Origin of the sequence: Kineococcus sp. GCM10028916 (genome assembly GCF_042674865.1) — a bacterium.
Taxonomy (GTDB): Bacteria; Actinomycetota; Actinomycetes; order Actinomycetales; family Kineococcaceae; genus Kineococcus.
The window spans coordinates 207648-227850 of sequence record NZ_JBHTFM010000008.1 but is presented as its reverse complement, the minus strand read 5'-3'; the positions used below and the strand labels follow the sequence as shown (position 1 = coordinate 227850).

The 20203-nt window shown below is 73.0% G+C and carries 25 protein-coding genes; 10 read left to right on the top strand and 15 right to left on the bottom strand.

Features of this window, described 5'->3' with window-relative positions:
• Window positions 1-41: 41 nt before the first annotated feature.
• Window positions 42-860 (top strand): alpha/beta fold hydrolase, encoded by an 819-nt coding sequence (locus tag ACFQ46_RS10440; protein ID WP_380259434.1) that lies wholly within the window; start codon window positions 42-44, stop codon window positions 858-860.
• 114 nt (window positions 861-974) lie between these two features.
• On the opposite strand, the gene ACFQ46_RS10435 is transcribed toward ACFQ46_RS10440, so the two are convergent.
• The 5 genes from ACFQ46_RS10435 to ACFQ46_RS10415 form a co-directional block, all read right to left on the bottom strand.
• The gene (locus ACFQ46_RS10435) at window positions 975-2132 is read right to left on the bottom strand and encodes an SIS domain-containing protein (RefSeq protein WP_380259433.1); all 1158 of its coding nucleotides are present in this window, start codon (window positions 2130-2132) and stop codon (window positions 975-977) included.
• Window positions 2129-2311 (bottom strand): Trm112 family protein, encoded by a 183-nt coding sequence (locus tag ACFQ46_RS10430; protein WP_328294937.1) that lies wholly within the window; start codon window positions 2309-2311, stop codon window positions 2129-2131. Before ACFQ46_RS10430 ends, ACFQ46_RS10435 begins: the two co-directional genes overlap by 4 nt.
• A complete protein-coding gene (locus ACFQ46_RS10425; RefSeq protein WP_380259432.1) occupies window positions 2311-3780 on the bottom strand; it encodes a phosphomannomutase/phosphoglucomutase in 1470 nt (489 codons plus the stop codon). The genes ACFQ46_RS10430 and ACFQ46_RS10425 overlap by 1 nt, the downstream gene beginning before the upstream one ends.
• 54 nt (window positions 3781-3834) lie before the next feature.
• The gene (locus ACFQ46_RS10420; protein WP_380259431.1) at window positions 3835-4104 is read right to left on the bottom strand and encodes a hypothetical protein; all 270 of its coding nucleotides are present in this window, start codon (window positions 4102-4104) and stop codon (window positions 3835-3837) included.
• Window positions 4105-4167: 63 nt separating this feature from the next.
• Window positions 4168-4566, bottom strand: a complete 399-nt coding sequence (locus ACFQ46_RS10415; RefSeq protein ID WP_328294934.1) for a DUF3499 domain-containing protein — start codon at window positions 4564-4566, stop codon at window positions 4168-4170.
• 97 nt (window positions 4567-4663) lie between these two features.
• On the opposite strand from ACFQ46_RS10415, the gene ACFQ46_RS10410 reads away from it, so the two are divergent.
• Window positions 4664-5098 carry a metallopeptidase family protein gene (locus ACFQ46_RS10410; protein ID WP_380259430.1) on the top strand — a complete coding sequence of 145 codons (435 nt, stop codon included), beginning with the start codon at window positions 4664-4666 and terminating at the stop codon, window positions 5096-5098.
• A 103-nt stretch (window positions 5099-5201) separates the two neighbouring features.
• Here ACFQ46_RS10410 and ACFQ46_RS10405 read toward each other — a convergent pair whose 3' ends face one another.
• The 6 genes from ACFQ46_RS10405 to ACFQ46_RS10380 all read right to left on the bottom strand — a co-directional run bounded on the left by ACFQ46_RS10405 (window position 5202) and on the right by ACFQ46_RS10380 (window position 9720).
• Window positions 5202-5801, bottom strand: coding sequence for an ATP/GTP-binding protein (locus ACFQ46_RS10405; RefSeq protein WP_380259429.1), 600 nt, complete (start codon window positions 5799-5801; stop codon window positions 5202-5204).
• Entirely contained in the window at window positions 5785-6288 is a 504-nt protein-coding gene (locus ACFQ46_RS10400) for a DUF742 domain-containing protein (RefSeq protein WP_380259428.1), read from the bottom strand. Before ACFQ46_RS10400 ends, ACFQ46_RS10405 begins: the two co-directional genes overlap by 17 nt.
• Entirely contained in the window at window positions 6285-6722 is a 438-nt protein-coding gene (locus tag ACFQ46_RS10395; protein WP_328294930.1) for a roadblock/LC7 domain-containing protein, read from the bottom strand. The genes ACFQ46_RS10400 and ACFQ46_RS10395 overlap by 4 nt, the downstream gene beginning before the upstream one ends.
• Window positions 6723-6727: 5 nt before the next feature.
• Window positions 6728-8839, bottom strand: coding sequence for an ATP-binding protein (locus ACFQ46_RS10390; RefSeq protein ID WP_380259427.1), 2112 nt, complete (start codon window positions 8837-8839; stop codon window positions 6728-6730).
• A gap of 186 nt (window positions 8840-9025) precedes the next feature.
• Window positions 9026-9376, bottom strand: a complete 351-nt coding sequence (locus ACFQ46_RS10385) for a hypothetical protein (RefSeq protein ID WP_380259426.1) — start codon at window positions 9374-9376, stop codon at window positions 9026-9028.
• Between the two features lie 74 nt (window positions 9377-9450).
• Window positions 9451-9720: a WhiB family transcriptional regulator gene (locus ACFQ46_RS10380; RefSeq protein ID WP_380162206.1), complete on the bottom strand. Its 270-nt coding sequence runs from the start codon at window positions 9718-9720 to the stop codon at window positions 9451-9453.
• Window positions 9721-10220: 500 nt separating this feature from the next.
• On the opposite strand from ACFQ46_RS10380, the gene cofD reads away from it, so the two are divergent.
• The 3 genes from cofD to ACFQ46_RS10365 are packed head-to-tail and all read left to right on the top strand — an operon-like array spanning window position 10221 to window position 12858.
• Window positions 10221-11204 carry a 2-phospho-L-lactate transferase gene (gene cofD, locus ACFQ46_RS10375; RefSeq protein ID WP_380259477.1) on the top strand — a complete coding sequence of 328 codons (984 nt, stop codon included), beginning with the start codon at window positions 10221-10223 and terminating at the stop codon, window positions 11202-11204.
• Window positions 11201-12250: a coenzyme F420-0:L-glutamate ligase gene (cofE, locus tag ACFQ46_RS10370; protein WP_380259425.1), complete on the top strand. Its 1050-nt coding sequence runs from the start codon at window positions 11201-11203 to the stop codon at window positions 12248-12250. The genes cofD and cofE overlap by 4 nt, the downstream gene beginning before the upstream one ends.
• Window positions 12250-12858, top strand: coding sequence for a cyclase family protein (locus tag ACFQ46_RS10365; RefSeq protein ID WP_380259424.1), 609 nt, complete (start codon window positions 12250-12252; stop codon window positions 12856-12858). Before cofE ends, ACFQ46_RS10365 begins: the two co-directional genes overlap by 1 nt.
• Here the strand turns inward: ACFQ46_RS10365 and ACFQ46_RS10360 are convergent.
• On the bottom strand, window positions 12832-13797 hold the full coding sequence (locus tag ACFQ46_RS10360; RefSeq protein WP_380259423.1) for a DNA-3-methyladenine glycosylase family protein: 966 nt from the start codon (window positions 13795-13797) through the stop codon (window positions 12832-12834). The genes ACFQ46_RS10365 and ACFQ46_RS10360 overlap by 27 nt on opposite strands.
• Window positions 13794-14708, bottom strand: coding sequence for a DMT family transporter (locus ACFQ46_RS10355; RefSeq protein ID WP_380259422.1), 915 nt, complete (start codon window positions 14706-14708; stop codon window positions 13794-13796). The genes ACFQ46_RS10360 and ACFQ46_RS10355 overlap by 4 nt, the downstream gene beginning before the upstream one ends.
• Window positions 14709-14758: 50 nt before the next feature.
• Between ACFQ46_RS10355 and ACFQ46_RS10350 the strand changes: the two genes are divergently transcribed.
• Window positions 14759-15700, top strand: coding sequence for a LysR substrate-binding domain-containing protein (locus ACFQ46_RS10350; protein WP_380259421.1), 942 nt, complete (start codon window positions 14759-14761; stop codon window positions 15698-15700).
• A 15-nt stretch (window positions 15701-15715) separates the two neighbouring features.
• Here ACFQ46_RS10350 and ACFQ46_RS10345 read toward each other — a convergent pair whose 3' ends face one another.
• Entirely contained in the window at window positions 15716-16345 is a 630-nt protein-coding gene (locus tag ACFQ46_RS10345) for a DNA-binding response regulator (RefSeq protein ID WP_380259420.1), read from the bottom strand.
• A 166-nt stretch (window positions 16346-16511) separates the two neighbouring features.
• Between ACFQ46_RS10345 and ACFQ46_RS10340 the strand changes: the two genes are divergently transcribed.
• From ACFQ46_RS10340 to ACFQ46_RS10325, 4 genes are all read left to right on the top strand, one after another.
• Complete coding sequence (locus ACFQ46_RS10340; protein WP_380259419.1) at window positions 16512-16790, top strand: GlsB/YeaQ/YmgE family stress response membrane protein; 279 nt, start codon at window positions 16512-16514, stop codon at window positions 16788-16790.
• 132 nt (window positions 16791-16922) lie between these two features.
• Window positions 16923-18329, top strand: a complete 1407-nt coding sequence (locus tag ACFQ46_RS10335; protein WP_380259418.1) for a TonB-dependent receptor — start codon at window positions 16923-16925, stop codon at window positions 18327-18329.
• 50 nt (window positions 18330-18379) lie between these two features.
• On the top strand, window positions 18380-18886 hold the full coding sequence (locus tag ACFQ46_RS10330; RefSeq protein WP_380259417.1) for a hypothetical protein: 507 nt from the start codon (window positions 18380-18382) through the stop codon (window positions 18884-18886).
• Window positions 18883-19218, top strand: a complete 336-nt coding sequence (locus ACFQ46_RS10325; RefSeq protein ID WP_380259416.1) for a putative quinol monooxygenase — start codon at window positions 18883-18885, stop codon at window positions 19216-19218. The genes ACFQ46_RS10330 and ACFQ46_RS10325 overlap by 4 nt, the downstream gene beginning before the upstream one ends.
• 12 nt (window positions 19219-19230) lie before the next feature.
• Here ACFQ46_RS10325 and ACFQ46_RS10320 read toward each other — a convergent pair whose 3' ends face one another.
• Window positions 19231-20202, bottom strand: a complete 972-nt coding sequence (locus ACFQ46_RS10320) for a lysylphosphatidylglycerol synthase domain-containing protein (protein WP_380259415.1) — start codon at window positions 20200-20202, stop codon at window positions 19231-19233.
• Window position 20203: the final 1 nt, after the last annotated feature.

Below are 20203 nucleotides of genomic sequence, written 5' to 3'. Positions count from 1 at the left end.
TCGAGGCCATCCTGAGGCCCTCGTCGACGAAAGGCAGGTCCATGCCCACCATCACCACTCCCGACGGTGTCGAGATCTACTACACCGAGGCCGGGACCGGTCGACCGATCGTGCTGAGCCACGGCTGGCCCCTGAGCTCGGACGCCTGGCAGGTCGAGCTCAAGGTCTACTCCGACGCCGGCTACCGCGTCATCGCCCACGACCGGCGGGGCCACGGCCGGTCCGAGAAGACCGCGAACGGCCACGACATGGACACCTACGCCCGCGACCTCGCGGCGCTGATCGAGTCCCTCGACCTGCACGACGTCGTCGTCATGGGCCACTCCACCGGTGGCGGCGAGGTCGTGAAGTACGCGGCGAGGTACGCGGACGGACGGGTGTCGAAGGTCGTCACCTTCGGCGCGGTCCCCCCGCTGATGGCGAAGACCGACACCAACCCGGACGGGCTGCCGATCGAGGTGTTCGACGGGATCCGCGCCGGGGTCCTCGCCGACCGCTCGCAGTTCTACCAGGACCTGTCGGAGAGCTTCTTCGGCGCCAACCACGGCCGCGCGGTGTCCCAGGGCGACAAGGACGACTTCTGGCGCCAGGGGATGCTGGTGAACCTGGTCGCGGCCTACGACTGCGTGAAGGCGTTCTCCGAGACCGACTTCACCGAGGACCTCGAGGCCCTGGAGGTCCCGATCCTGCTCTGCCACGGCGACGACGACCAGATCGTGCCCATCGACGGCGCGGCGAAGAAGTCGATCACCCTGGTGAAGGACGGGACCCTCAAGGTCTACGAGGGTGCCCCGCACGGCATCCAGGGCGACTACCAGCTCGCCCTGCACCGCGACGTCCTGGCCTGGCTCGCCGGCTGACGTCTGCGGAGTGGAGCGTTTCGCGGCTCAGGAGGCGTGAAGGGACGCGGAACGCTCCACTCCAGGCCGCGCCGCGCCGCGCCGCAGACCTCGGTCGGAACTGTCCGGAACGCCTCAGCCCAGTCGGTCCTTGAGGTCGGCGACCTGCGGGGAGCGTTCGGGGTCGATCCCGGACGCCAGCGCCAGGTACACCGAGGCGTAGTCGGTGCGGGCGATCAGCTGCGCGAGCCGCTGCGCGGGGGTTCCCTCGTCGGCGACGAGTTCGGAGACCCGCACCCCGGCATCGCTCGCGGTCGTGACCACGGCGTTCGCGAGCCGGCGGTCCTCGTCCGACACCGCGAGCGGGGAGTCGCGGACCATCAGCAACTGCAGGCGGGGCCCGGCGGGGCCGTCGACGAAGGGGTCGGCGAACACGTCGTCGACGCCCGCCGCGAACGGCCCGCCGAACGTGGCGACGACCTCGCTCGCGTCGTCCGGCAGGGCGCCGCTGACCGCGGGGACCCGCGCCGTGCGGGCCAGCATCCCGGCCGCGCGGCGGGCCGCCGCGGCCATCAGGTCACCGTCACCGAGCACGACCGGGACCGCGCCGGAGACCTCGAGGGCGAGGACCTTCGCCGGGTTCACGAACGTCTCCGACCACGGGCGGCACGCCTCGGCCTCGGCGTCGAGGCGGTCCGCGACCCCGGCGAGTTCGCTCGCCGACGCGGACAGCAGACCCATCGCGTCGCAGGCCAGCAGCACGGGCGTCACCAGCGACCACAACGCGACCCGGGACGAGCGCGGGTCGCCGCCGTCGGCGCGGACCCCGCGGGCGGGCCGGACGTGCACGTTGCCGTTGCGGGAACCGATCTCGGACAGCGGGGAACCGTCCCCGGCGACCGCGACGACCCGCGCCCCGCGCCGGGACGCCTCGACGGCCAGCGCCACCGGGCCCGGCGCGCGACCGGACAACGAGACGGCGATGACGAGGTCGAGCGGGCCGACCCAGCTCGGCAGCGGACCCCCGTGACGGACGACGACGGGAACCGGGCAAGCACGCCCGGCCAACGACTGCACGATGTCGGCGACGACGGAACTCCCCGCCAGCGCGGCGATGACCACGGCACGCGGGCGGTCGTCCTCGGCGAGGCGCACGACCCGCGCCTCGGCGGAGAGGTCGAGGGCCTCGCGGACCTGCGCTCCGGCGCTGGCGAGCGCTCGCAGGACACCGGTGGAGTCGGCGCCGGTGAGCTGGTCGCCGTCGGCGAGCAGGGCCTCGTCGAGGGCGTTCACGCGCTCGCGCCCGGCTGGATCGCCTGGTCGGCGAGCAGGACGGGAACCCCGTCGAGCACCGGGTAGCGCAGGCCCGAGGGCGTCACGAGGAACTCCGCGCCGTCGACCGTGGTCGGGGAGAGGGGCTCTCCCGAGACCGGGCAGCGCAGCAGGTCGAGGACCCAGCTCTCGAGCGCCATCAGTTGCTCCCCCAGACGAGTTCGAGCACGCGGTCGCGGATCACGGTCATGGTGGCCTCGTCGGCGCCCTCGGCGTTCAGCCGCAGCAGGGGTTCGGTGTTGGAGGCCCGCAGGTTGAACCACCACATCGGTTGCCCCGCCGAGGCCGGGTGGAACACGGTGACGCCGTCGAGGTGGTCGATCTCGAGTTCCTCCCCCTCCGCCGCAGCCTGTTCGGTGATCGCGTCGACGACCTTCACGGTCGTGGCCGCGGCGTCGTCGACGGTGGAGTTGATCTCGCCGCTGGCGACGTACTTCTCGTACTCGGCAGCGAGTTCGGAGAGGGGGCGGTCCTGTTCGGCGAGCGCGGCGAGGACGTGCATCGCGGCGAGCATGCCGGTGTCGGCGGACCAGAACTCACGGAAGTAGTAGTGGGCGGAGTGCTCGCCGCCGAACACGGCGCCGACCTCGGCCATCTGCTCCTTGATGAAGGAGTGCCCGACGCGGGTCCGGACGGGTTTCCCCCCGTCGGCGGTGATGATCTCGGGCACGGCCCGGGAGGTGATGAGGTTGTGGATGACGACGGGTTCGCGGCCGGCGAGGATCTCCTTGGCGATCTCGCGGCGGGCGACCATCGCGGTGACGGCGCTGGGGCTGACCGGGTCGCCGTTCTCGTCGATGACGAAGCAGCGGTCGGCGTCACCGTCGAAGGCGAGGCCGATGTCGGCGCCGTGCTCGGGGACGGCCTTCTGCAGGTCCAGGAGGTTCTTCGGGTCGAGGGGGTTCGCCTCGTGGTTGGGGAACGTCCCGTCGAGCTCGAAGTACATCGGGACGACGTCCAGCGGCAGCGGCGCCAGACCGGCGTCGATGCCGAGGACCGCGGGAGCGGTGAAGCCGCCCATGCCGTTCCCGGCGTCGATGACGACCTTGAGGCGGCGCGCCCCGGTGAGGTCGACGAGGGTGCGCAGGTGCTGGGCGTAGGCCTTCAGCAGGTCCTGCTCGTCCACCTCGCCGATCGACCCGGACCCCTCGGGGACGCTGTCGGTGTCCAGCCAGCCCTGGGCGAGGTCGCGGATCGCGGAGAGCCCCGAGTCCTGGCCGACGGGCTTCGCGCCGGCCCGGCACATCTTGATGCCGTTGTACTGGGCGGGGTTGTGGCTCGCGGTGAACATGGCGCCGGGGATGTCGAGGAACCCGCTGGCGAAGTAGAGGCCGTCGGTGGAGCAGAGCCCGATGAGGGTGACGTCGACCCCGCGGGAGGCCAGTCCCTCGGCGAAGGCCCGGGACAGTTCCGGGGAGGAGGGACGCATGTCGTGGCCGATGACGGCGCGCGGTGTCGCGCCGGTCGCGGCCTCCGGGAGGACGACGACCTCGGCGAACGCCGCCCCGATGGCCCGGACCACGCCCGCGTCGAGCTGGTCGGGGACCGTCCCCCGCACGTCGTAGGCCTTGATGAACGACGACAGGTCAACGGAGGAAGAGGCGGTCACGCTCCGGAGCCTACAAGCGCGCCCCCGCGAACGCGGTGCCGACGAGGGGCGCGACTACTGCTTGCGGGTGCGGTCCAGGACGGCGTCGACGGAGATCGGCCCGCTCGCGGACATCCAGCTGCGTTCCTCGCAGACGTGGCAGGACACGAAGCGGACGGGGGTGCCGTCGGTCAGCGACATCGACAGCTGCGTGACGCGCTCGCTCCCGCAGTGCGTGCAGGCCGCGGTCTCGCGGTGGGCGGCCTGGGTGAGCGACCCCAACGGCGGGGCGCTGCGGGTGGCGCGGGGGCGACGGGTCGCACGGGGGGGGATGGCGGCGGGCACGACCGTTCATCGGCAGGTCGCCCCGGCGGTTGAGGAGTCCGTCCGGGTGATGCCGGGGGGCGGTCAGCTCTCCCGCAGGACCCGCAGGTGGCCCCGCCGCACCGCCGGCGCGTCCGGGTCGATGCCCCGGGGGGGCGCCGGCTTGTCGCGCAGCGAGTCCGCGAGGGCGTCGATGTCGTCGTGGTGGCGGGCGGCCTCGACGAGGTCGGGGGCCAACCGCACGACCTCCCACCCGCGGGGCGCGGTGAGCCGCTCGGCGTGCTCGCCGCAGAGGTCGTAGCAGTGCGGCTCGGCGAACGTCGCGAGCGGGCCGAGGACGGCCGTGGAGTCGGAGTAGACGTAGGTGAGCGTCGCGACCGCGGGCTTGCCGCAGGCCGTGCGCGAACAGCGCCGGGCGGTGGGCGCGGCGGAGCGGCCGGCTCCCGGGCGGGAGGCGTTCGTTCCAGGGGTGCGGGTGCTCACGCGCGCACGCTACCTCCACGTCCCCCGTGAGGTCGGACACCCGCGGAGTGTCTGCGCAGCGTGTCTCCGGAGGGCCCCGCGTGGGTAGTCTCGCCCGGTGGTCCTCCGACGCCGGGCGCAGACCCGTCCACGCCGCCGCCGCGACCGGCACGGTCGTGGCCTGCGCGGTCCCCTGTTGCCCGCTGCGCTGCCCGCGGCGCGCACCCGGGCCGAACGCTTCGACGACCTGGTGCTCGACGCGGTGGAGCTGCTGGAGCGGCGCTGGGCCGAGCAGCTGGCCGGGGTGGAGTTCGCCGTCGAGGACGTCCCGCCCTCCGACCCGGCGCCCTGGGAGGACGACGTCGTCCCGCTGGGCCGCCTCTTCCCGGCTCACGGCAACCGTCCGGCACGGGTGGTGCTGTACCGCCGGCCGCTGGAGACGCGCGCCGACGGTGACGAGCTCGACGACCTCGTCGCCGACGTCGTGGTCGAGCAGGTCGCGCACCTGCTGGACCTGCCCCCCGAGGACGTCGACCCGCGCTACTCCGACTGAGCGCTGTCCCCGGGGCCCGGGCGGCGCGGCGGGGTGGACCGTTGACGCATCGGGCCGAACCTAGTGGCCCGATGCGTCAACGGTCCGAACCCGCACGCCGGGGTCAGGCGGCGTTGCGGGCGCGGGACAGGATCAGCTGCAGCAGCGTCAGCACGACCCGCTTGACGCCCTCGCGTTCCCGGGCGTCGACGGACACCACGGGGACGGCGGGGTCGACGTTGGCGGCGGCGCGGACCTGGTCCAGGGTGAGCTGGCTGCGGTTCGCGAAGGAGTTGACGGCCAGCACGAACGGCAGGCCGATCTTCTCGAAGTAGTCCAGGGCCACGAAGCAGTCGTCGATCCGGCTGGGGTCCACCAGGATGATCCCGCCGAGCGCACCGTCGGCGAGGTCGTTCCACATGAACCCGAAGCGGTCCTGCCCCGGGGTGCCGAACATGTACAGGATGATGCTCTCGTCGATCGTGACGCGACCGAAGTCCATGGCCACGGTCGTCGTGGTCTTCTCGCTGGCCTCGCCGGCGTAGTCGACCCCGATGGACGCCGAGGTCATGGCGGCCTCGGTGCTCAGCGGTTCGATCTCGGACAGGGCCCCGACGGTCGTCGTCTTCCCGACGCCGAAACCGCCGGAGACGAGGATCTTGACCGGGATCGGGGGACGTTTCACGGGCGCCCGCGGGGGCGCGACCTCAGAGTGCAGCGACACCGTTGATCAACCTCTCGATGAACGAGACGTCGAACGCGAGGGACTTCGCGGTGGACGTCGTGATGAGCAGTTCGCGGGCGACGAGGTCGCCGACGAGGACCTGGGCGACGCCCAGGGGGATGCCGACGAGGGCGGCGACCTCGGCGACGGAGCGGACCTCGGCGCACACGTCGAGGACCTGTCCGAGTTCGAAGGCGAGCGAGCGCTTCGCCGCCACCTCCACGCCCTGCCGGGTGAGCACGGCCGTGGTCTCCATCTTGATCCCGGCGGCCCCTCCCCCGGTCCGTCCGCCGGTCAGCAGGTAGGCCCGGACCTCGGAGCCGGTCTCCTCGGCGAACTCGTCGGGGAGGTCCTGCGCGAGGTGGGCCGGCACCGGGGCGGCGGTGGCCGCCGCCCCGGACGTCGTTGCGGCACTTCCGAGGAAGGGACGGTCGAACTCGTCGAACTCGTCCTCCTCCTCGGAGCCGTACTGCTCGAGGGGAGTCACAGCTCCAGCGACGTCTTCAGCTCGGTGATGAGTTCCGGGGTCAGCAGCGCCCCGACGCGCTCCACGAGCATCGTCGTCTCGTAGCCGACGAGACCGAGGTCGCAGTCGGCGGCGGTGACGACACCGAGGCAGGCCCGGCCGGCGATCGAGGAGACCAGCAGGTACCCCTGGCCGAACTCGGTGATGACCTGGCTCAGCGGACCCTTGTGCAGCAACCGCGAGGCCGAGACGGCCAGCGTCGTGAGGCCGGAGACGGTCGCGGCGAGCTTGTCCGCGTCCGCGCGGTCGAGGTCGGCGCGCATGGTCATGAGCAGCCCGTCGGAGGAGACCCCGATGGCCTGCTCCACACCGGGAGTCTGGGAGACGAAGCGTTCGAGCAGGAAGTTGACGTCCTGCGCGGTCTGGCTGACGAGGTTCTGGGAGTCGACGCTCATCGGGGTCACTCGCTCTCGGTGGTGGTGGTGTCGGCGGAACTTTCCTTGCGGGCGCGGGCGACCCCGCTCTGCAGGCCGGAGAGGCCACGACGGACCTCGTCGGCGGAACGGGACGTGGCCGCGGTCGCCGCCGCGGCGTCACCGGTGTCGGGCAGCTGCGCACCGCGGACGCGGGTGCGGACGACGGTCTCCGGCAGGTCGGCGGGCAGCGCCGCGACCTGCGGTCCGACACCCTCCTCGGCCGTGCGACCGAGGTCGCGGCCGAGGTCGGCGAGCTGGGCCCCGCGGACGCGGGTGGAGGGAACGCCGGAGGTGGCGCGGGACTGCGGGACCGACGTCTTCAGCGGGGCGACCGCCTGGACCGGGACGACCTCGGCGACCGGAGCCGCGACGGGGACCTCGACCCGCGCCGCGACGGGAGCGGCCTCGACCACGGGTTCGACGACGGCTTCCGCCGTGACCTCGGCGACGGGCGCACCGACGAGGGCGAACTCGGGCTCCGGGGCGGACTCCACGACGGGAGCCGTGACGGGTTCCACGACGGGGGCCGCGGGAACGGCCGCACGGGAACCGAGCACGACGAGCGTGTTCGGCAGCACGACGGTCGCGACGACACCGGAGCCGGGGGCGCGGGAGAGGCGGACGGACATGATCCAGCGGGCCGCGAGCAGACCCACGACGTGGTGACCGAGCAGACGCGAGTCCGGACGGGTGTTCGCCGCGTTCTGGATGCGGTTGTTGGCGACGGCGATCTCGTCGTCGCTCATGCCGACACCGGAGTCGGTGACCGAGAGGGCGTAGCCACCGTCGACGGTCGGGGAACCGCTCACGACGACGCGGGTCGTGCTGGGCGAGAACGCGGTCGCGTTCTCCAGCAGTTCCGCCAGCAGGTGGGTGACGTCGGCCGCGGCGCTGCCGTGCAGGGTCGCGTCGTCGAGCTCGGTGATGTCGACGCGGGGGTAGTCCTCGATCTCGGCGAGGGCCGCGCGGACGACGCCGACGACGGGCACCGGGCGGGACTTGGTGCGGGTCTGCTCCGCGCCGGCGAGGACGAGCATCGACTCGGCGTTGCGGCGGACACGGGTGGAGAGGTGGTCCAGGCGGAACAGCTTGTCGAGGACCTGCGGGTCGCGCTCGGAACGTTCGAGCTCGGCGAGGAACGCGAGGGTACGGGTGAGCAGGTTCTGGTTGCGGCGGCCGAGGTTGACGAGCATCTCGGCGGCGGCGACCTCGTTGCGGTGCTGCTCGACGGCGAGGTCGAGGGCGCTGTCCTGGACGTGGTTGAACGCGACGGCGAGGGCGGCGAGTTCGTCCTTCGTGGCGACCTCGAAGGCCGGCAGCGTCGGCGGCACGCCGTCGGCGGCCAGGACGCGGATCTCGCCGATGGCCTCGGGCAGGCGCTCGGAGGCGACCTCCTCGGCGCGGGCGGTGAGCGCGCGCAGCGGGACGACGACGGTGCGGATGAGGGCGATCAGCATGAGCGCGACCAGCACGACGGCGAGGGCGGCGACGGCGATGATGAACAGCTGGGCGATGTGCGCGACGCGGGTCGCGTGGGCCTCGGCGGCGGCGCTGCGCTTCGTGACGGAGGCCTCGAGGCGGTCCATCGCGGTGAGGATCTGCTGGTAGACCGGGTAGCCACCCTCGAGGATGTGCTTCTCGGCGTCGGCCGTGCGACCGTCGCGGTAGGCGATGACGGCACGGTTGTCGTAGTCGATGAACTGGTCCCAGAGACCGATGAGCTCGACGTTGATGGCCTGCTCGTCCGTGGTCATCAGACCCGTGGGGGCGGTCTTCAGGGCCGTGACGAGGGTGGTGCGGTCGTCGAGGTAGGCGGCGCGGTTGCGGTTGTCGTCCGCGAGCGCGGCGTCCACGCCGATGCGGTAGGTGTCCCACGCGTAGGCGTTCTGCCAGGCGCTGATGTCGGCGTCGTAGTAGCGCTGCTGGTTGACGTACTGGACGAGCTTGGTGGCGTCCTGGGCGTCGGACAGCGTCTTGGACTGCTCACGGCTCCCGACGAACGAGACGGCACCGGTGATCAGGGTGAGCGCCAGGATCACCCCGAAGGCGATGGCGAAGCGTGCGCCCACTCGGACGCGACGCAGCAAGAAGGTCATGCGTTCTCCTCTTCCAACGTGGGTGCCGGGCGGGCCGGTGGGTCCACGAGCAGTCATCGATGACGTGCGACCGGAACGGACCGGTCCTGGAAGAGGTGTCGTCCTGCTGGGAAGCGGCCGTGAGCGGCCGAAAGTGTGGTCCGCGGTACCGAATACCGGGACCGAGCCCCTAAACTTCTAGAAGATTCAGCGCTTCCAGAGCAGCGACGCGAGCTCCGAGGCGACCGCCGGCGGCGCGGGGTCCCCCACGGTCAGGGCGACGACGCTCAGCAGGACGTGTCCCTGCTCGTCGCTCTGGACGCGGATCCCGTAGTCGACGGCACCGAGCACCAGGTTGAACCCGGGCCGACCCGAGGCGACCTGGGCGACGGCGGCCACGGAGGCCCGCAGACAGCCCCTCGGGTCCACGTCCTCGAGGCGCAGCGAGGCGGCCGCGAAGGTGGTCACCACCTCAGCGAGCACGTCCTGGTCGTGCTGCGCGTGCTCCCCGAGCCGCGAGGCGACGGCCTGGCGACGTTCCCAGATGGACTGGCTCATCGGTACCTCCCCGAGTTCGGCGGGAGGCAGACGGCCCCCTCACCCGTGGGTCTCGGCAGGTCGGGGCCGAACCTTCAGCTGATGCGGCGCTTGAGGCGGCGGCGTTCGCGTTCGGAGAGACCGCCCCAGATGCCGAACCGCTCGTCGTTGCCCAGCGCGTACTCCAGGCACTCCTGGCGGACCTCGCAGGACTGGCAGACGCGCTTGGCCTCGCGGGTCGAGCCGCCCTTCTCGGGGAAGAACGCCTCGGGGTCGGTCTGGGCGCAGAGCGCGAGTTCCTGCCAGCCCGGGTCCTCCGGGGTCAGACCCGAGAGGCCGGTGAGGCCACCGGTCAGGTCCACCAGCGAGAGCTCCGGGCGGCCGTCCGCGTCGAGGGGACCGTCCGCGTCGGCCTCGTCGTCGGCCTCTTCGTCGGCGTCCTCGGACGCGAGCGGGGCCAGCACGACCAAGGCCTGCGGCGGGGCCGCGGCGGGGTCGAGGGCGACGACGGTGTCCACCGTGCCGACCGGATCGCCAGTGCTGGCGACCGGCGAACGGAAGGAGTCGTCGATGAACCGGAAGTCGTCGTCAGTCATTCGGTGGCCCCCACAGCCTCGGTCTGTCACTCCGTGCGCCCTGATCACGCGGTGTGCTGTGCCAGTCACACTACGACCACCACTGGTGGAATTACACGCGTGTCGTCCCTCAGAGTCAAGCCCAGCGTGGTATCTCACCCGTCTCCCTGCAACGGTTCTGCCACATCCATCACACGAACACCACGATTCCCCGTGATCCGTCCGGGTGACGGGTGCGGTGACGGGGGATGATGGCGACCGTGAGCGACGCGAACCGACCGAGCAGGGCCCTGCAGATCACCGCTCTCGCCGGCGGCGTCGGCGGTGCCCGGTTCCTGCGCGGACTGCTGGCCCACCTGCGCTCCTCGGGAGATCCCGCCCGGCGCGAGGCGCAGGTCACGGTCATCAGCAACACCGCCGACGACATCACCCTGCACGGGCTGCGGATCTCCCCCGACCTGGATTCCGTGATGTACACCCTCGGCGGGGGCATCGACGAGGACCGCGGCTGGGGTCGCTCGAGCGAGACGTCCGGGGTCGCCGACGAGCTCGCCGCCTACGGGGCGCCACCGTCCTGGTTCACCCTCGGCGACAAGGACATCGCCACCCACCTCGTGCGCACGCGCCTGCTGGGCGAGGGCGCGACGCTCTCGGAGGCGACCGCCCGCCTCTGCGAACGCTGGCGGCCCGGGGTCCGGCTGCTGCCCATGACCGACGACCGCGTCGAGACCCACGTCGACCTCGCCGAGGCCGACGGGTCGACGCGACGCGTGCACTTCCAGGAGTGGTGGGTCCGCCTGCACGCCGCCGTCCCGGCCCTGCGCATCGAACCCGTGGGGGCCGCCACCGCCCGGCCGGCCCCCGGCGTGCTCGAGGCGCTGCGCGAGGCCGACGTCGTCGTGCTGCCGCCCAGCAACCCGGTCGTCTCGATCGGCACCATCCTGCAGGTCCCCGGGATCCGCGAGGCCCTGGTGCGGACGTCGGCGCCCGTCGTCGGGGTCTCCCCCGTCATCGCCGGCGCCCCCGTGCGCGGGATGGCCGACGCCTGCCTGGCCGCCATCGGCGTTCCCACCACCGCCGCCGCCGTCGCCGGCCTCTACGACGACTTCCTCGACGGCTGGCTCGTCGCCGAGGAGGACGAGCCCCCGGTCCGCTCCGGGCTGGAGGTCCGCCGCCGCCCGCTGCTCATGAGCTCGCCCGCGGCGACCGCCGACCTCGCCGGGGCCGCCCTCGACCTCGCGCTCGAACTCGACCGGAAGGACCCCGCCGCGTGAGCGGAACGCCCCCCACCAGCCTGCAGCTCGTCGGGGTCCCCGGGATCGCGGAGGTCGTGGCCGGCGACGACGTCGCGGGTCTCCTCGTGGACGCCCTGTACGCCCAGCGCACCTCCCTCAGCGACGGCGACGTCCTCGCCGTGTCCAGCAAGGTCGTGTCCAAGGCCGCCGGGCTGACCGCCCCCGCGAGCGAGCGCGACGAGGTCGTCCTGCGGGAGTCCCGGCGCCTGGTCGCGGCCCGACGCACCCCGCACGGCGTGGCCCGCATCGTGGAGTCCGCCGCCGGCCCGGTGATGGCCGCGGCCGGGGTCGACGCCTCCAACGTGGTCGGTGACGTGGTGCTGCTGCTGCCCGCCGACGCCGACGCCTGCGCCCGGGAGCTGCGCGTCCGCTTCCGGGAGATCACCGGCGCGAACGTCGGCGTGGTCGTCACCGACACCGCCGGCCGCCCGTGGCGGGCGGGTCAGACCGACTTCGCGCTGGGCAGCGCCGGGCTCGCCGCCCTCGACGACCTCCGCGGGCAGACCGACACCTCGGGCCGGGAGCTGAGCGTGACCGCCCGGGCCGTCGTCGACGAGGTCGCCGCCGCGGCCGACCTGGTGAAGGGCAAGACCTCCGGCGTCCCCGCCGCCCTGATCCGGGGCCTGGCCGACCTCGTCCTGCCCGCCGACGTCGAGGTCCCCGGGGCCCGGTCGCTGGTGCGCGCCGCGGCCGGCGACTGGTTCCGCCTCGGGCACGTCGAGGCCGTCCGGGCGGCTCTCGGCGCGGGCTCGGTGGAGCCGCCGCCGGTGGAGGCGGGAACCCTCCTCGAACGCCTCGAACGCGCCGCCGAGGTGGCCTGCGCCGCCGGCCCCGTGGCCGGCGCGGTGATCGCCGTGGAGGACGACGGTTCGGGTCCGGCGCTTCGTCTGGAGGCCGAGGACGACTTCGCCCTCGGTGCCCTCGCCCAGCGGACGCTCGCCGCGTTGTGGACGGAGTTCCTCGTCGGTCTCCTCGACCGCGAGGAGGGCTCCGTGCTGGTGCGGGTCGTGGAACTCCCCCGCTGATGTGGGTGGACCTCAGCCGTCCCGTCGCGGTCGGGACCCCGGTGTTCCCGGGCGATCCGGAGTTCAGCGCGGAACCCGCCACGACCATCGCGGCCGACGGTTTCGCGGTCACCCGGCTGGGTCTGGGGACCCACACGGGAACCCACGTCGACGCCCCCGTCCACGTCCACCCGGACGGCGCGACCCTCGACGAACTCCCGCTGGGGCTCTTCGCCGGGCCCGCCCTGGTCCTCGACGTCTCGGGCCGATCCGTCGTCGACGTCGATCAGGTGCGCGACGCCGAGGGTGAGCGGATCGTGCTGCTGCACACCGGGTGGGACGAGTTCGCCGGGACCGGGCGGGAGTTCGACCACCCGTTCCTCACCCCCGCCGCGGCGGGGGTCCTGCGCGCCGGCGGGACGCGGACCGTCGGGATCGACACCGCGAGCGTCGACGCCCCGGACTCCCTGGCGGCGCACCGGGTCCTGCTGGGGACCCGGCCCGATCCGGGGGTCCTCGTCGAGAACCTCCGCGGCCTCGGCGAACTCCCCCCGCGGGTGGAGTTCTTCGCGTTCGGGTGGGCGCTGAGCGGCGGCGACGGGTCACCCGTGCGCGCGGTAGCGCGCTGAGACCGCCCGGTTCGGGGTGTGCGTCGGCAACGTCATCCGCGGCGCACGACGCGGGCGCCGGTGCCCGGCGAGCTCCAGCAGCCGCTGGACCCGGAACCGGTGCCCCCGGTAGCACTCGATGACCTCGGCGCAGCCGGCGTCGTCGAGGACCTCCCCCGTCAGGGCCCAGGAGACGTTCTTGGCCACGTGGTAGTCGCCGAAGCTGAACGCGTCGGCGTGGCCGTGGGCCCGTTGCCGGATCTCCGCGGACGTCCACACCCCGATGCCCGGCAGCGACCGCAGGGCGGAGTCGGCGGCCTCGGGCGACATCTCCAGGGTGCGTTCCAGACCGGCCGCGCGCGGTGCGGCGAGGATCGTGACCTTCCGGCGCCGCAGCTCCACCCCCGCCTGCAACCACTCCCAGGACGGGATCCGCGACCACTGCTCCGGGGTCGGGGGCAGCGTCAGCCCGGCCGGACCGGGAGCGGGTTCCCCGAAGCGGTGGACGAGGCGGCGCCACGCCGCGAAGGCCTCGACGCTGGTGACGACCTGCTCCAGCGCGGAGGCGGAGAGCGCTTCGAAGACGGCGCGGGTGCGGATGACCCGGAAGTGCGGGTTCTCCTTCCACGCCTGGACGAGGGTGGGGTGCTCGGGGCGCGGGACGAAGTCGGTGTGGTCGTCGTCGGCGTCGCCCAGCAGGTGCGGGACCCCCTCGAGCGCCCACCCGGTCCCCGGGCCCCACGCCTGCGCGTGGACCTCGGCGTCGGCGGGACGGGCGCGGACCCGGAGCAGGACGGGACCCTGCGGGGTCCGGGTGGCGCGCCAGACGGTGCCGTCGGGATCGCGCCGGAAGCTCGGGTCGCCGGCGCCGCGTCGCAGCGTCCCCAGGCTCTGCGCGACGGCGACGGGGCGGCCGGGCCGCCAGCGCAGTTCCCCGTCCGGTGTCACGCCTTCCGTCACGTCCTCACGGTAAGGGCCGGAGCAGGGTGATCGGCCCGTTTCCCCGGTCCGCGGGTGGCCAGGAAGGACCCGGCCAGGACGAGGACGAACCCGAGCACCGTGGTCACCGTGATCCGCTCCCCCAGCACCACCGCACCGGCGATCACGGCGACGACGGGGTTCACGTAGACGATGGCCGTGGCCCGGACCGGGCCGAGCTCCCCGATGAGGGCGAACAGCAGCACGAAGGCTCCGGCGGTGCAGACCACGGCCAGCGTGAGGAGCGCCGCGACGACCTGGCCCGAGGGGAGCTCCGCCGGCAGGCCGGGACCCAGGAGGACGACCGGCACGTAGGTCAGCGCCGCGAGCACCAGGCTGGCGAGCACGACCGAGGTCCCGGGCAGGTCGGAGAGGTGGCGGGCCAGCACCGCCGGCCCGACGGCGTAACCCACCACGACGACGACCATCTCCGCGACGGCCCCGAACTGCCCCGGCACCAGGTCGAACCCCACGAGCGTCGCGACCCCGAGGGTCCCCAGGCTCAGGCCCGCCCAGCCGGTGAGCCCGAGCCGCTCGGCCCGCCCGCCGGTGAAGGCGACGAGGACGCCCACCACCGGGACGACCGAGACGAGCACCGCGGTGGTCGAGCTGGGGAGGTCGTGCTCGGCCCGGGCCAGGAACAGCCAGGGGCCGACGATCTCGAACCCCGTGTAGGCCGCGAGCGCCGGCCAGCGTCGCAGCAGGGTCGGCAGGCCGGCGCGGACGTCCCTGCGGGACAGTGCGATCGGGGCGAGGACGAGGGCGGCGAGGGCGGTGCGCGCCAGCACCATCGTCGAGGGCGGGAGCTCCTCGCCGACCACCTTGATCAGCAGGTACGGGATCCCCCAGGCGAACCCGAGGGCGGCGAAGATCAGGGCGGCACGGCGGGTCACGGGTCGATCGTGCCCCCGGCCCGACCATTCAGTCCAGCTAGAGTTTTCTCATGAGTCTCGACAGCGAGAACTTCACGATCGACCTCCGCCGGCTGCGTCTGCTGCGCGAGGTCGAGCGCCGCGGGACGGTGGCCGCGACGGCCGCCGCCCTGCACCTCACGCCGTCCGCGGTGTCGCAGCAGCTCGCGGGTCTGGCCCGGGAACTCGACGTCCCGCTGCTGGAACGGGTGGGGCGCGGGGTGCGGCTCACCGGTCAGGCCCGGGTGCTCCTCACCCACGCCGACGCCGTGTCCGCGCAGCTGGAGAAGGCCCGCGCCGACCTGGTCGCCTTCGACGCCGGGACGGTCGGCGAGGTCCGGATCGGTTCGCTCGCCAGCACCATCGCGGCGCTGGTCGGCCCGGCCATGCGGCGGCTGCGCCACGACCGTCCGGGGTTGCGGCTGCTGGTGCGCGAACGGGACGCCGTCGCCGCCGTCGCGGGTCTGGACGCCGGGGACCTCGACGTCGTCGTCGCGGTCGACCACCCGGGCGGGCCGCGCCGCGACGACGCCCGCTACGACCGGGTCGACCTGCTCACCGACGTCCTCGACGTCCTGCTGCCGGGCGAGCACCCCCTGGCCGGTCGCGACGCGCTCGCCCTGCGGGAACTGGCCGAGGAGGAGTGGATCGCGGCCGCCGGCGACGACGCCTGCACGCAGATCACCGTCGCCGCCTGCGCCACCGCGGGGTTCGCCCCCGACGTGCGCCACCACACCCTGGAGTACGACGCCCTCGCGGCCCTCGTCGCCGCCGGGGCCGGGGTCGCCCTCGTCCCGCGGATGGCGCACCCGTTGCGTCCCAGCGGGTTGCGGGTCATCCCCCTGACCGGACCCAGCCCGGCCCGGTCGATCTACGCCGCCACCCGGGCCGGGCGCGGCGCCGACGCCCCCACCGCTGCCGTCCTGGAGGAACTCCGGCGCGTCGCCGCCGAACGCCCCGACGCCACCCCCTGATCACGGGGTGGCGACCTAGGGTCCGCCCAGCCAGTGGTCGATGCGGCGGTGGTCGGGCGCGAAGCCGTGCGCGACCCCCCAGAGCACCGCCTGCGTGCGGCTCTGCGCGTCGATCTTCCGGTAGATCGAGCGGATGTAGGACTTCACGGTGTTCGGGCTCAGGTAGGTGAGCCTGGCGATGTCGGCGTTGTTCTTGCCCTGGGTGATGAGGGCGAGGATCTCGGACTCCCGGTCGGTGATCCCCTCGGTGCGGCCCGGCCAGTCGAGCCCGAGGGCACTGGTGGCGCGCCGCGGTGGGGTGCTGAACACCCGCTCACCGGCGTGCACGGCCTCGATGGCCGCGACGAGGTCGCGGGCGGGCAGGGTCTTGGAGAGGTAGCCGTGCACGCCGAGGGAACGGGCCGTCTCCACGAGTTCGGACTGGAAGTTCCAGGTGTAGACCACGACGCGGCGCACGCGCGGGTTGCGCACCAGGGCCGCCACCTCGGTCGCGTCCGACTCCGGCTGGGCGAAGGAGTCGTAGAGCACGACGTCGACGTCGTCGTGCAGGGCCGCGTTCGCGTCGATCTCCGCCACCACCACGCGGTCGCGGTAGGAGTCGAAGAGGTGCGCCAGTCCCACGAGGACGACGTCGTAGTCGTCCACGAGGGCGACGGTGATCGGGCGGGTCCGCGTCAGGGTGTCGATGCGGCGAAGCTACCACCCCTAGGGGTGTACCAGCCCCTCCCGCCAGGTGGTCGAGTGGGCACACGGCCCGACCCCGGGCCCGACCACCGCGCGGCCCGGCCGCGCTCACCACCAGGAGATTCACATGGGCCTCATCGGCACCGTCGTCACCGTCATCGTCGTCGGCCTCATCGCCGGCGCCCTCGCCCGCCTGCTCGTGCCCGGCCGTCAGTCGATGTCGGTCGGCATGACGATCCTGCTGGGCATCGTCGGCTCGTTCGTCGGCGGTTTCCTCGGCTTCCTCATCTTCCACAAGGACGCCTCCGACGGCTTCCTGCAGCCCGCCGGAATCATCGGTGCGGTCATCGGTTCGGTCATCGTGCTGCTGATCGTGGGGGCGCGGGGTCGCCGCGCCGTCCACTGACCTCGCCGGCGCTGACCTCGCCGTCGGCCGACTTCGCCGTCTGCTCACCCCGGCGGGCCACGAGGTGACACGCTGTGACCTGGACCAGCAGGATGGGTTCACGGACGACGCCGCGATTCGGAGGAACGCCGCATGGAGATCGCAGCCGACACGCTTCAGAAGGCTCTACGGGTCAACCTGGACCCGCGCTGGTACGGGACGATCGCCGAGATCGGTGCCGGGCAGGAGGTCGCGCGCTGGTTCTTCCGCGCCGGAGGTGCGGCCGGGACGGTGGCGAAGTCGATGTCGGCCTACGACATGGCCGTCAGCGACGCCGTCTACGGCAAGTCGGACCGCTACGTCTCGCTGGGCCGGTTGCAGGCGATGCTGCAGCACGAGCTGTCGCTCAACGTCGAACGCCTCACCGAGGCGCGCGGTGACGACACCTGCTTCTTCGCCTTCGCCGACACCGTGGTGGCCCGCAGCTACCGGGGCGGCAACGAGTGCCACGGGTGGATGGGGGTCCGCTTCCAGGCCCACCCCAACGACGAGCCCAGCCAGATCGTGCTGCACGTGCGGATGCTCGACGACGACGCGGGGCTGCAGCAGGAGGCGCTGGGCATCGTCGGCGTCAACCTGCTGCACGCGGCGTTCTTCGAGCGCCACGAGCCCGAGCAGGTGGTGGCGAGCCTGCTGGACAAGCTGTCGACCGGGCGCATCGAGATCGACGTGATCCAGTTCCGCGGCATCGAGTTCCGCCACGTGGACAACCGGGTGATGGCGCTGCAGCTGGTGCAGCTCGGTCTGTCCGGCGTGGCGATGTTCGGTCCCGACGGGGAGGTGCTGCAGCCCTCGGAGGTGCTGCGCAAGCACGCGGTCCTCGTCGAGCGCGGCAGCTTCCGCCCCCCGACGGTCGTCAACATCGACATGCTCGCCTCGGCCGAGCAGAAGTTCGCGGAGCAGGACGCCGGGGGTGCCCCGGTCCTCGCCCTCGCCGAGCTGACGATGCGCAACCTGCGGGCCGCCGGCGACAAGGTCGACCGGCGGGACTTCCTGGCCCGGGCCGACCTCCTCGGGGCGTGCGGCATGACGACGGTCATCTCGGACTACTACGAGTACAACCGCCTCGCCGAGTACCTCCAGCGCCGCACCAGCGAGCGCATCGGCATCGTCATGGGCGTCCCGAGCCTGGTGAACCTCTTCGACGAGAGCAACCACGCCCACATGCAGGGCGGGATCCTGGAGAGCTTCGGGCGCCTGTTCAAGAACGACCTCAAGCTCTTCGTGTACCCGATGCAGGACCAGGAGACCGGCGAGACGCGGACCGTGGAGGACCTCCAGGTCGCGGACGACCTCCAACCGCTCTTCGACTTCCTCGCCCGCCGCGGCAGCTTCGTGCACCTGGACAACTACAAGCCGGAGTACCTGCCGATCCTGAGTCGCGACGTGCTGCGTCGCATCGGGGCCGGGGACGACAGCTGGGAGTCCATGGTTCCCGAGGAGGTCGCGTCGATGATCATCAAGCGGAACTTCTTCGGCTACAAGCGGAAGAGCGACTGACCCGGCCCGGAGGGCTTGACTCTGCAACGGCGTAATCGTGTAATCGCTGCATGAGCGATGACGCTGACGTGACGGCCTGGCTCTCCGGCCGCCTGCCCGACGACTGGTTCGAGACCGCGCCCACGGTCTCCCTCGACCGCGAGGAGATCGTGGTCACCGGCGTGCTGCGCCGCCCCGACACCCCCGAGGGCGGGGCGGCCGCCGAGCGTCGCGCGGAGGCCGGCCGGATCACCCGGTTCCGCGAGGACACCCGGGGTGCCCGCATGAAGATCGCCGACGAGGCCGAGGCGCTGTTCGGGCGCAAGGTCGCCTGGGGCGCGGACTGCGGCGAGACGCAGGAACTCTTCACCACCCTCGCCACCCCGGTCATGACCAGGCTGCGCCAACCCCAGCGCAAGGTCCTCGACACCCTCGTCGACGCCGGGGTCGCCCGCACCCGCTCGGAGGCGCTGGCCTGGTGCGTCCGGCTCGTCGGGCAGCACCAGCAGGACTGGATCGAGCAGCTGCGCGACGCGCTCGTGAACGTCGAACGCGCCCGCGCGGCCGGCCCGGCGTGAGCGTCGTCGAGTACCTCCGCTACGTGGTCGCCGCGGAGCAGGCCGCCGAGTTCGAGACCGCCTACGCCCGGGCCGGCGCCGTCCTCACCCGGGCACCCGAGTGCCTGGACTGGGAACTCGCCCGCCGCACCGACGCCGGCACCGGCGCGGGCGAGGACCCCGACCCGGCGGGCACGGTCCGCTACGTCCTGCGGATCCGGTGGACCTCCGCGAGCGAGCACCTGCAGGGTTTCCGGCAGGGACCGCTGTTCCGGGAGTTCTTCGCGGCGATCCGGCCCTACCTGCCGGGCGTCGCGGAGATGCGCCACTACGAGGTGACGCTCGAAGGCTGACCCGGTGGCTGCTCAGTCCTCCGCAGGCCCGGGAGTCCGGGACCGCCCGGCGGCGCTGAACCGGTGCCCGGCCAGGGCACCGAAGGCGAGCAGCAGGTCGGCCAGCGTCAGCAGCACCCGGGACCCCAGCACGACGACCGTCGCGGCCCCCGAGCCCGTGGCCAGCGCGACGACCGCACCGAGGACGAGTTCCCGTGCCCCGGCACCCGCCGGCGCGAGGACGACCAGGAAACCCACGATCCAGGCCAGCGCGTAGCCCCCGATCGCGAGCGCCAGCGCCGACCCCGTGGGCCAGGCCACCCCCACGGCCTGGGACAGCACGAACACCTGCAACCCGACGGCGACCCAGGACGCCATCGCCCACGCCGCGGCGGACAGCAGTCCGCGCCAGGTGACGGGGTGCTCGAGGGGGTCCTGGCGGGCGATCCGCAGCAGGAAGGTCAGGAGCGGGTTGATGACGCGGGGCACGAGCAGGACCAGCAGCAGCGGAGTGAGCCAGCGCAACCAGCCGGTCCACTCCCAGCCGCGGATGTCCCTGCCGTGCAGGGCGATCGGCAGCACCCCGGCGACGAGCAGCGACGCCGTGGTCATGGACACCAGCAGGGCCACCGCGAGGGCGGACCCGGTGCGACGCCGCGGAACTCCGTGGTCGCGGGCGAGTTCGGCCTGGGCGACGAACTGGAACACGGTCCCGGGGATGTAGCGGCCGAGCTGGCCGACGAAGAACACCCGGGCCGCGGCACGCCAGGGCAGGCGGGAGCCGAGGTCACCGAGGACGGCGCGCCAGGACGCCCCGGACAGCGCGACGTTCGCGAGGGAGAGGACACCGGCCAGCACGACGGAGCCCGCGTCGAGACGCGACCACGCGTCGGCGATCGCGGACCGGTCGCGCCAGACGTAGCCGACCGCGAGGACCAGCGCGAGGACGAGGAAACCCACCCGCAGGACGGGCGAGCGCAGCACCCCGAGCAGGCGGTTCAGCACC

Coding starts and splice junctions, on each gene's coding strand:
- ACFQ46_RS10440 (WP_380259434.1), top strand. CDS start 42: ATGCCCACCATCACCACTCCCGACGGTGTCGAGATCTACTACACCGAG.
- ACFQ46_RS10430 (WP_328294937.1), bottom strand. CDS start 2,311: ATGGCGCTCGAGAGCTGGGTCCTCGACCTGCTGCGCTGCCCGGTCTCG.
- ACFQ46_RS10395 (WP_328294930.1), bottom strand. CDS start 6,722: ATGAGCGTCGACTCCCAGAACCTCGTCAGCCAGACCGCGCAGGACGTC.
- ACFQ46_RS10390 (WP_380259427.1), bottom strand. CDS start 8,839: ATGACCTTCTTGCTGCGTCGCGTCCGAGTGGGCGCACGCTTCGCCATC.
- ACFQ46_RS10385 (WP_380259426.1), bottom strand. CDS start 9,376: ATGAGCCAGTCCATCTGGGAACGTCGCCAGGCCGTCGCCTCGCGGCTC.
- ACFQ46_RS10365 (WP_380259424.1), top strand. CDS start 12,250: ATGTGGGTGGACCTCAGCCGTCCCGTCGCGGTCGGGACCCCGGTGTTC.
- ACFQ46_RS10350 (WP_380259421.1), top strand. CDS start 14,759: ATGAGTCTCGACAGCGAGAACTTCACGATCGACCTCCGCCGGCTGCGT.
- ACFQ46_RS10340 (WP_380259419.1), top strand. CDS start 16,512: ATGGGCCTCATCGGCACCGTCGTCACCGTCATCGTCGTCGGCCTCATC.
- ACFQ46_RS10335 (WP_380259418.1), top strand. CDS start 16,923: ATGGAGATCGCAGCCGACACGCTTCAGAAGGCTCTACGGGTCAACCTG.
- ACFQ46_RS10330 (WP_380259417.1), top strand. CDS start 18,380: ATGAGCGATGACGCTGACGTGACGGCCTGGCTCTCCGGCCGCCTGCCC.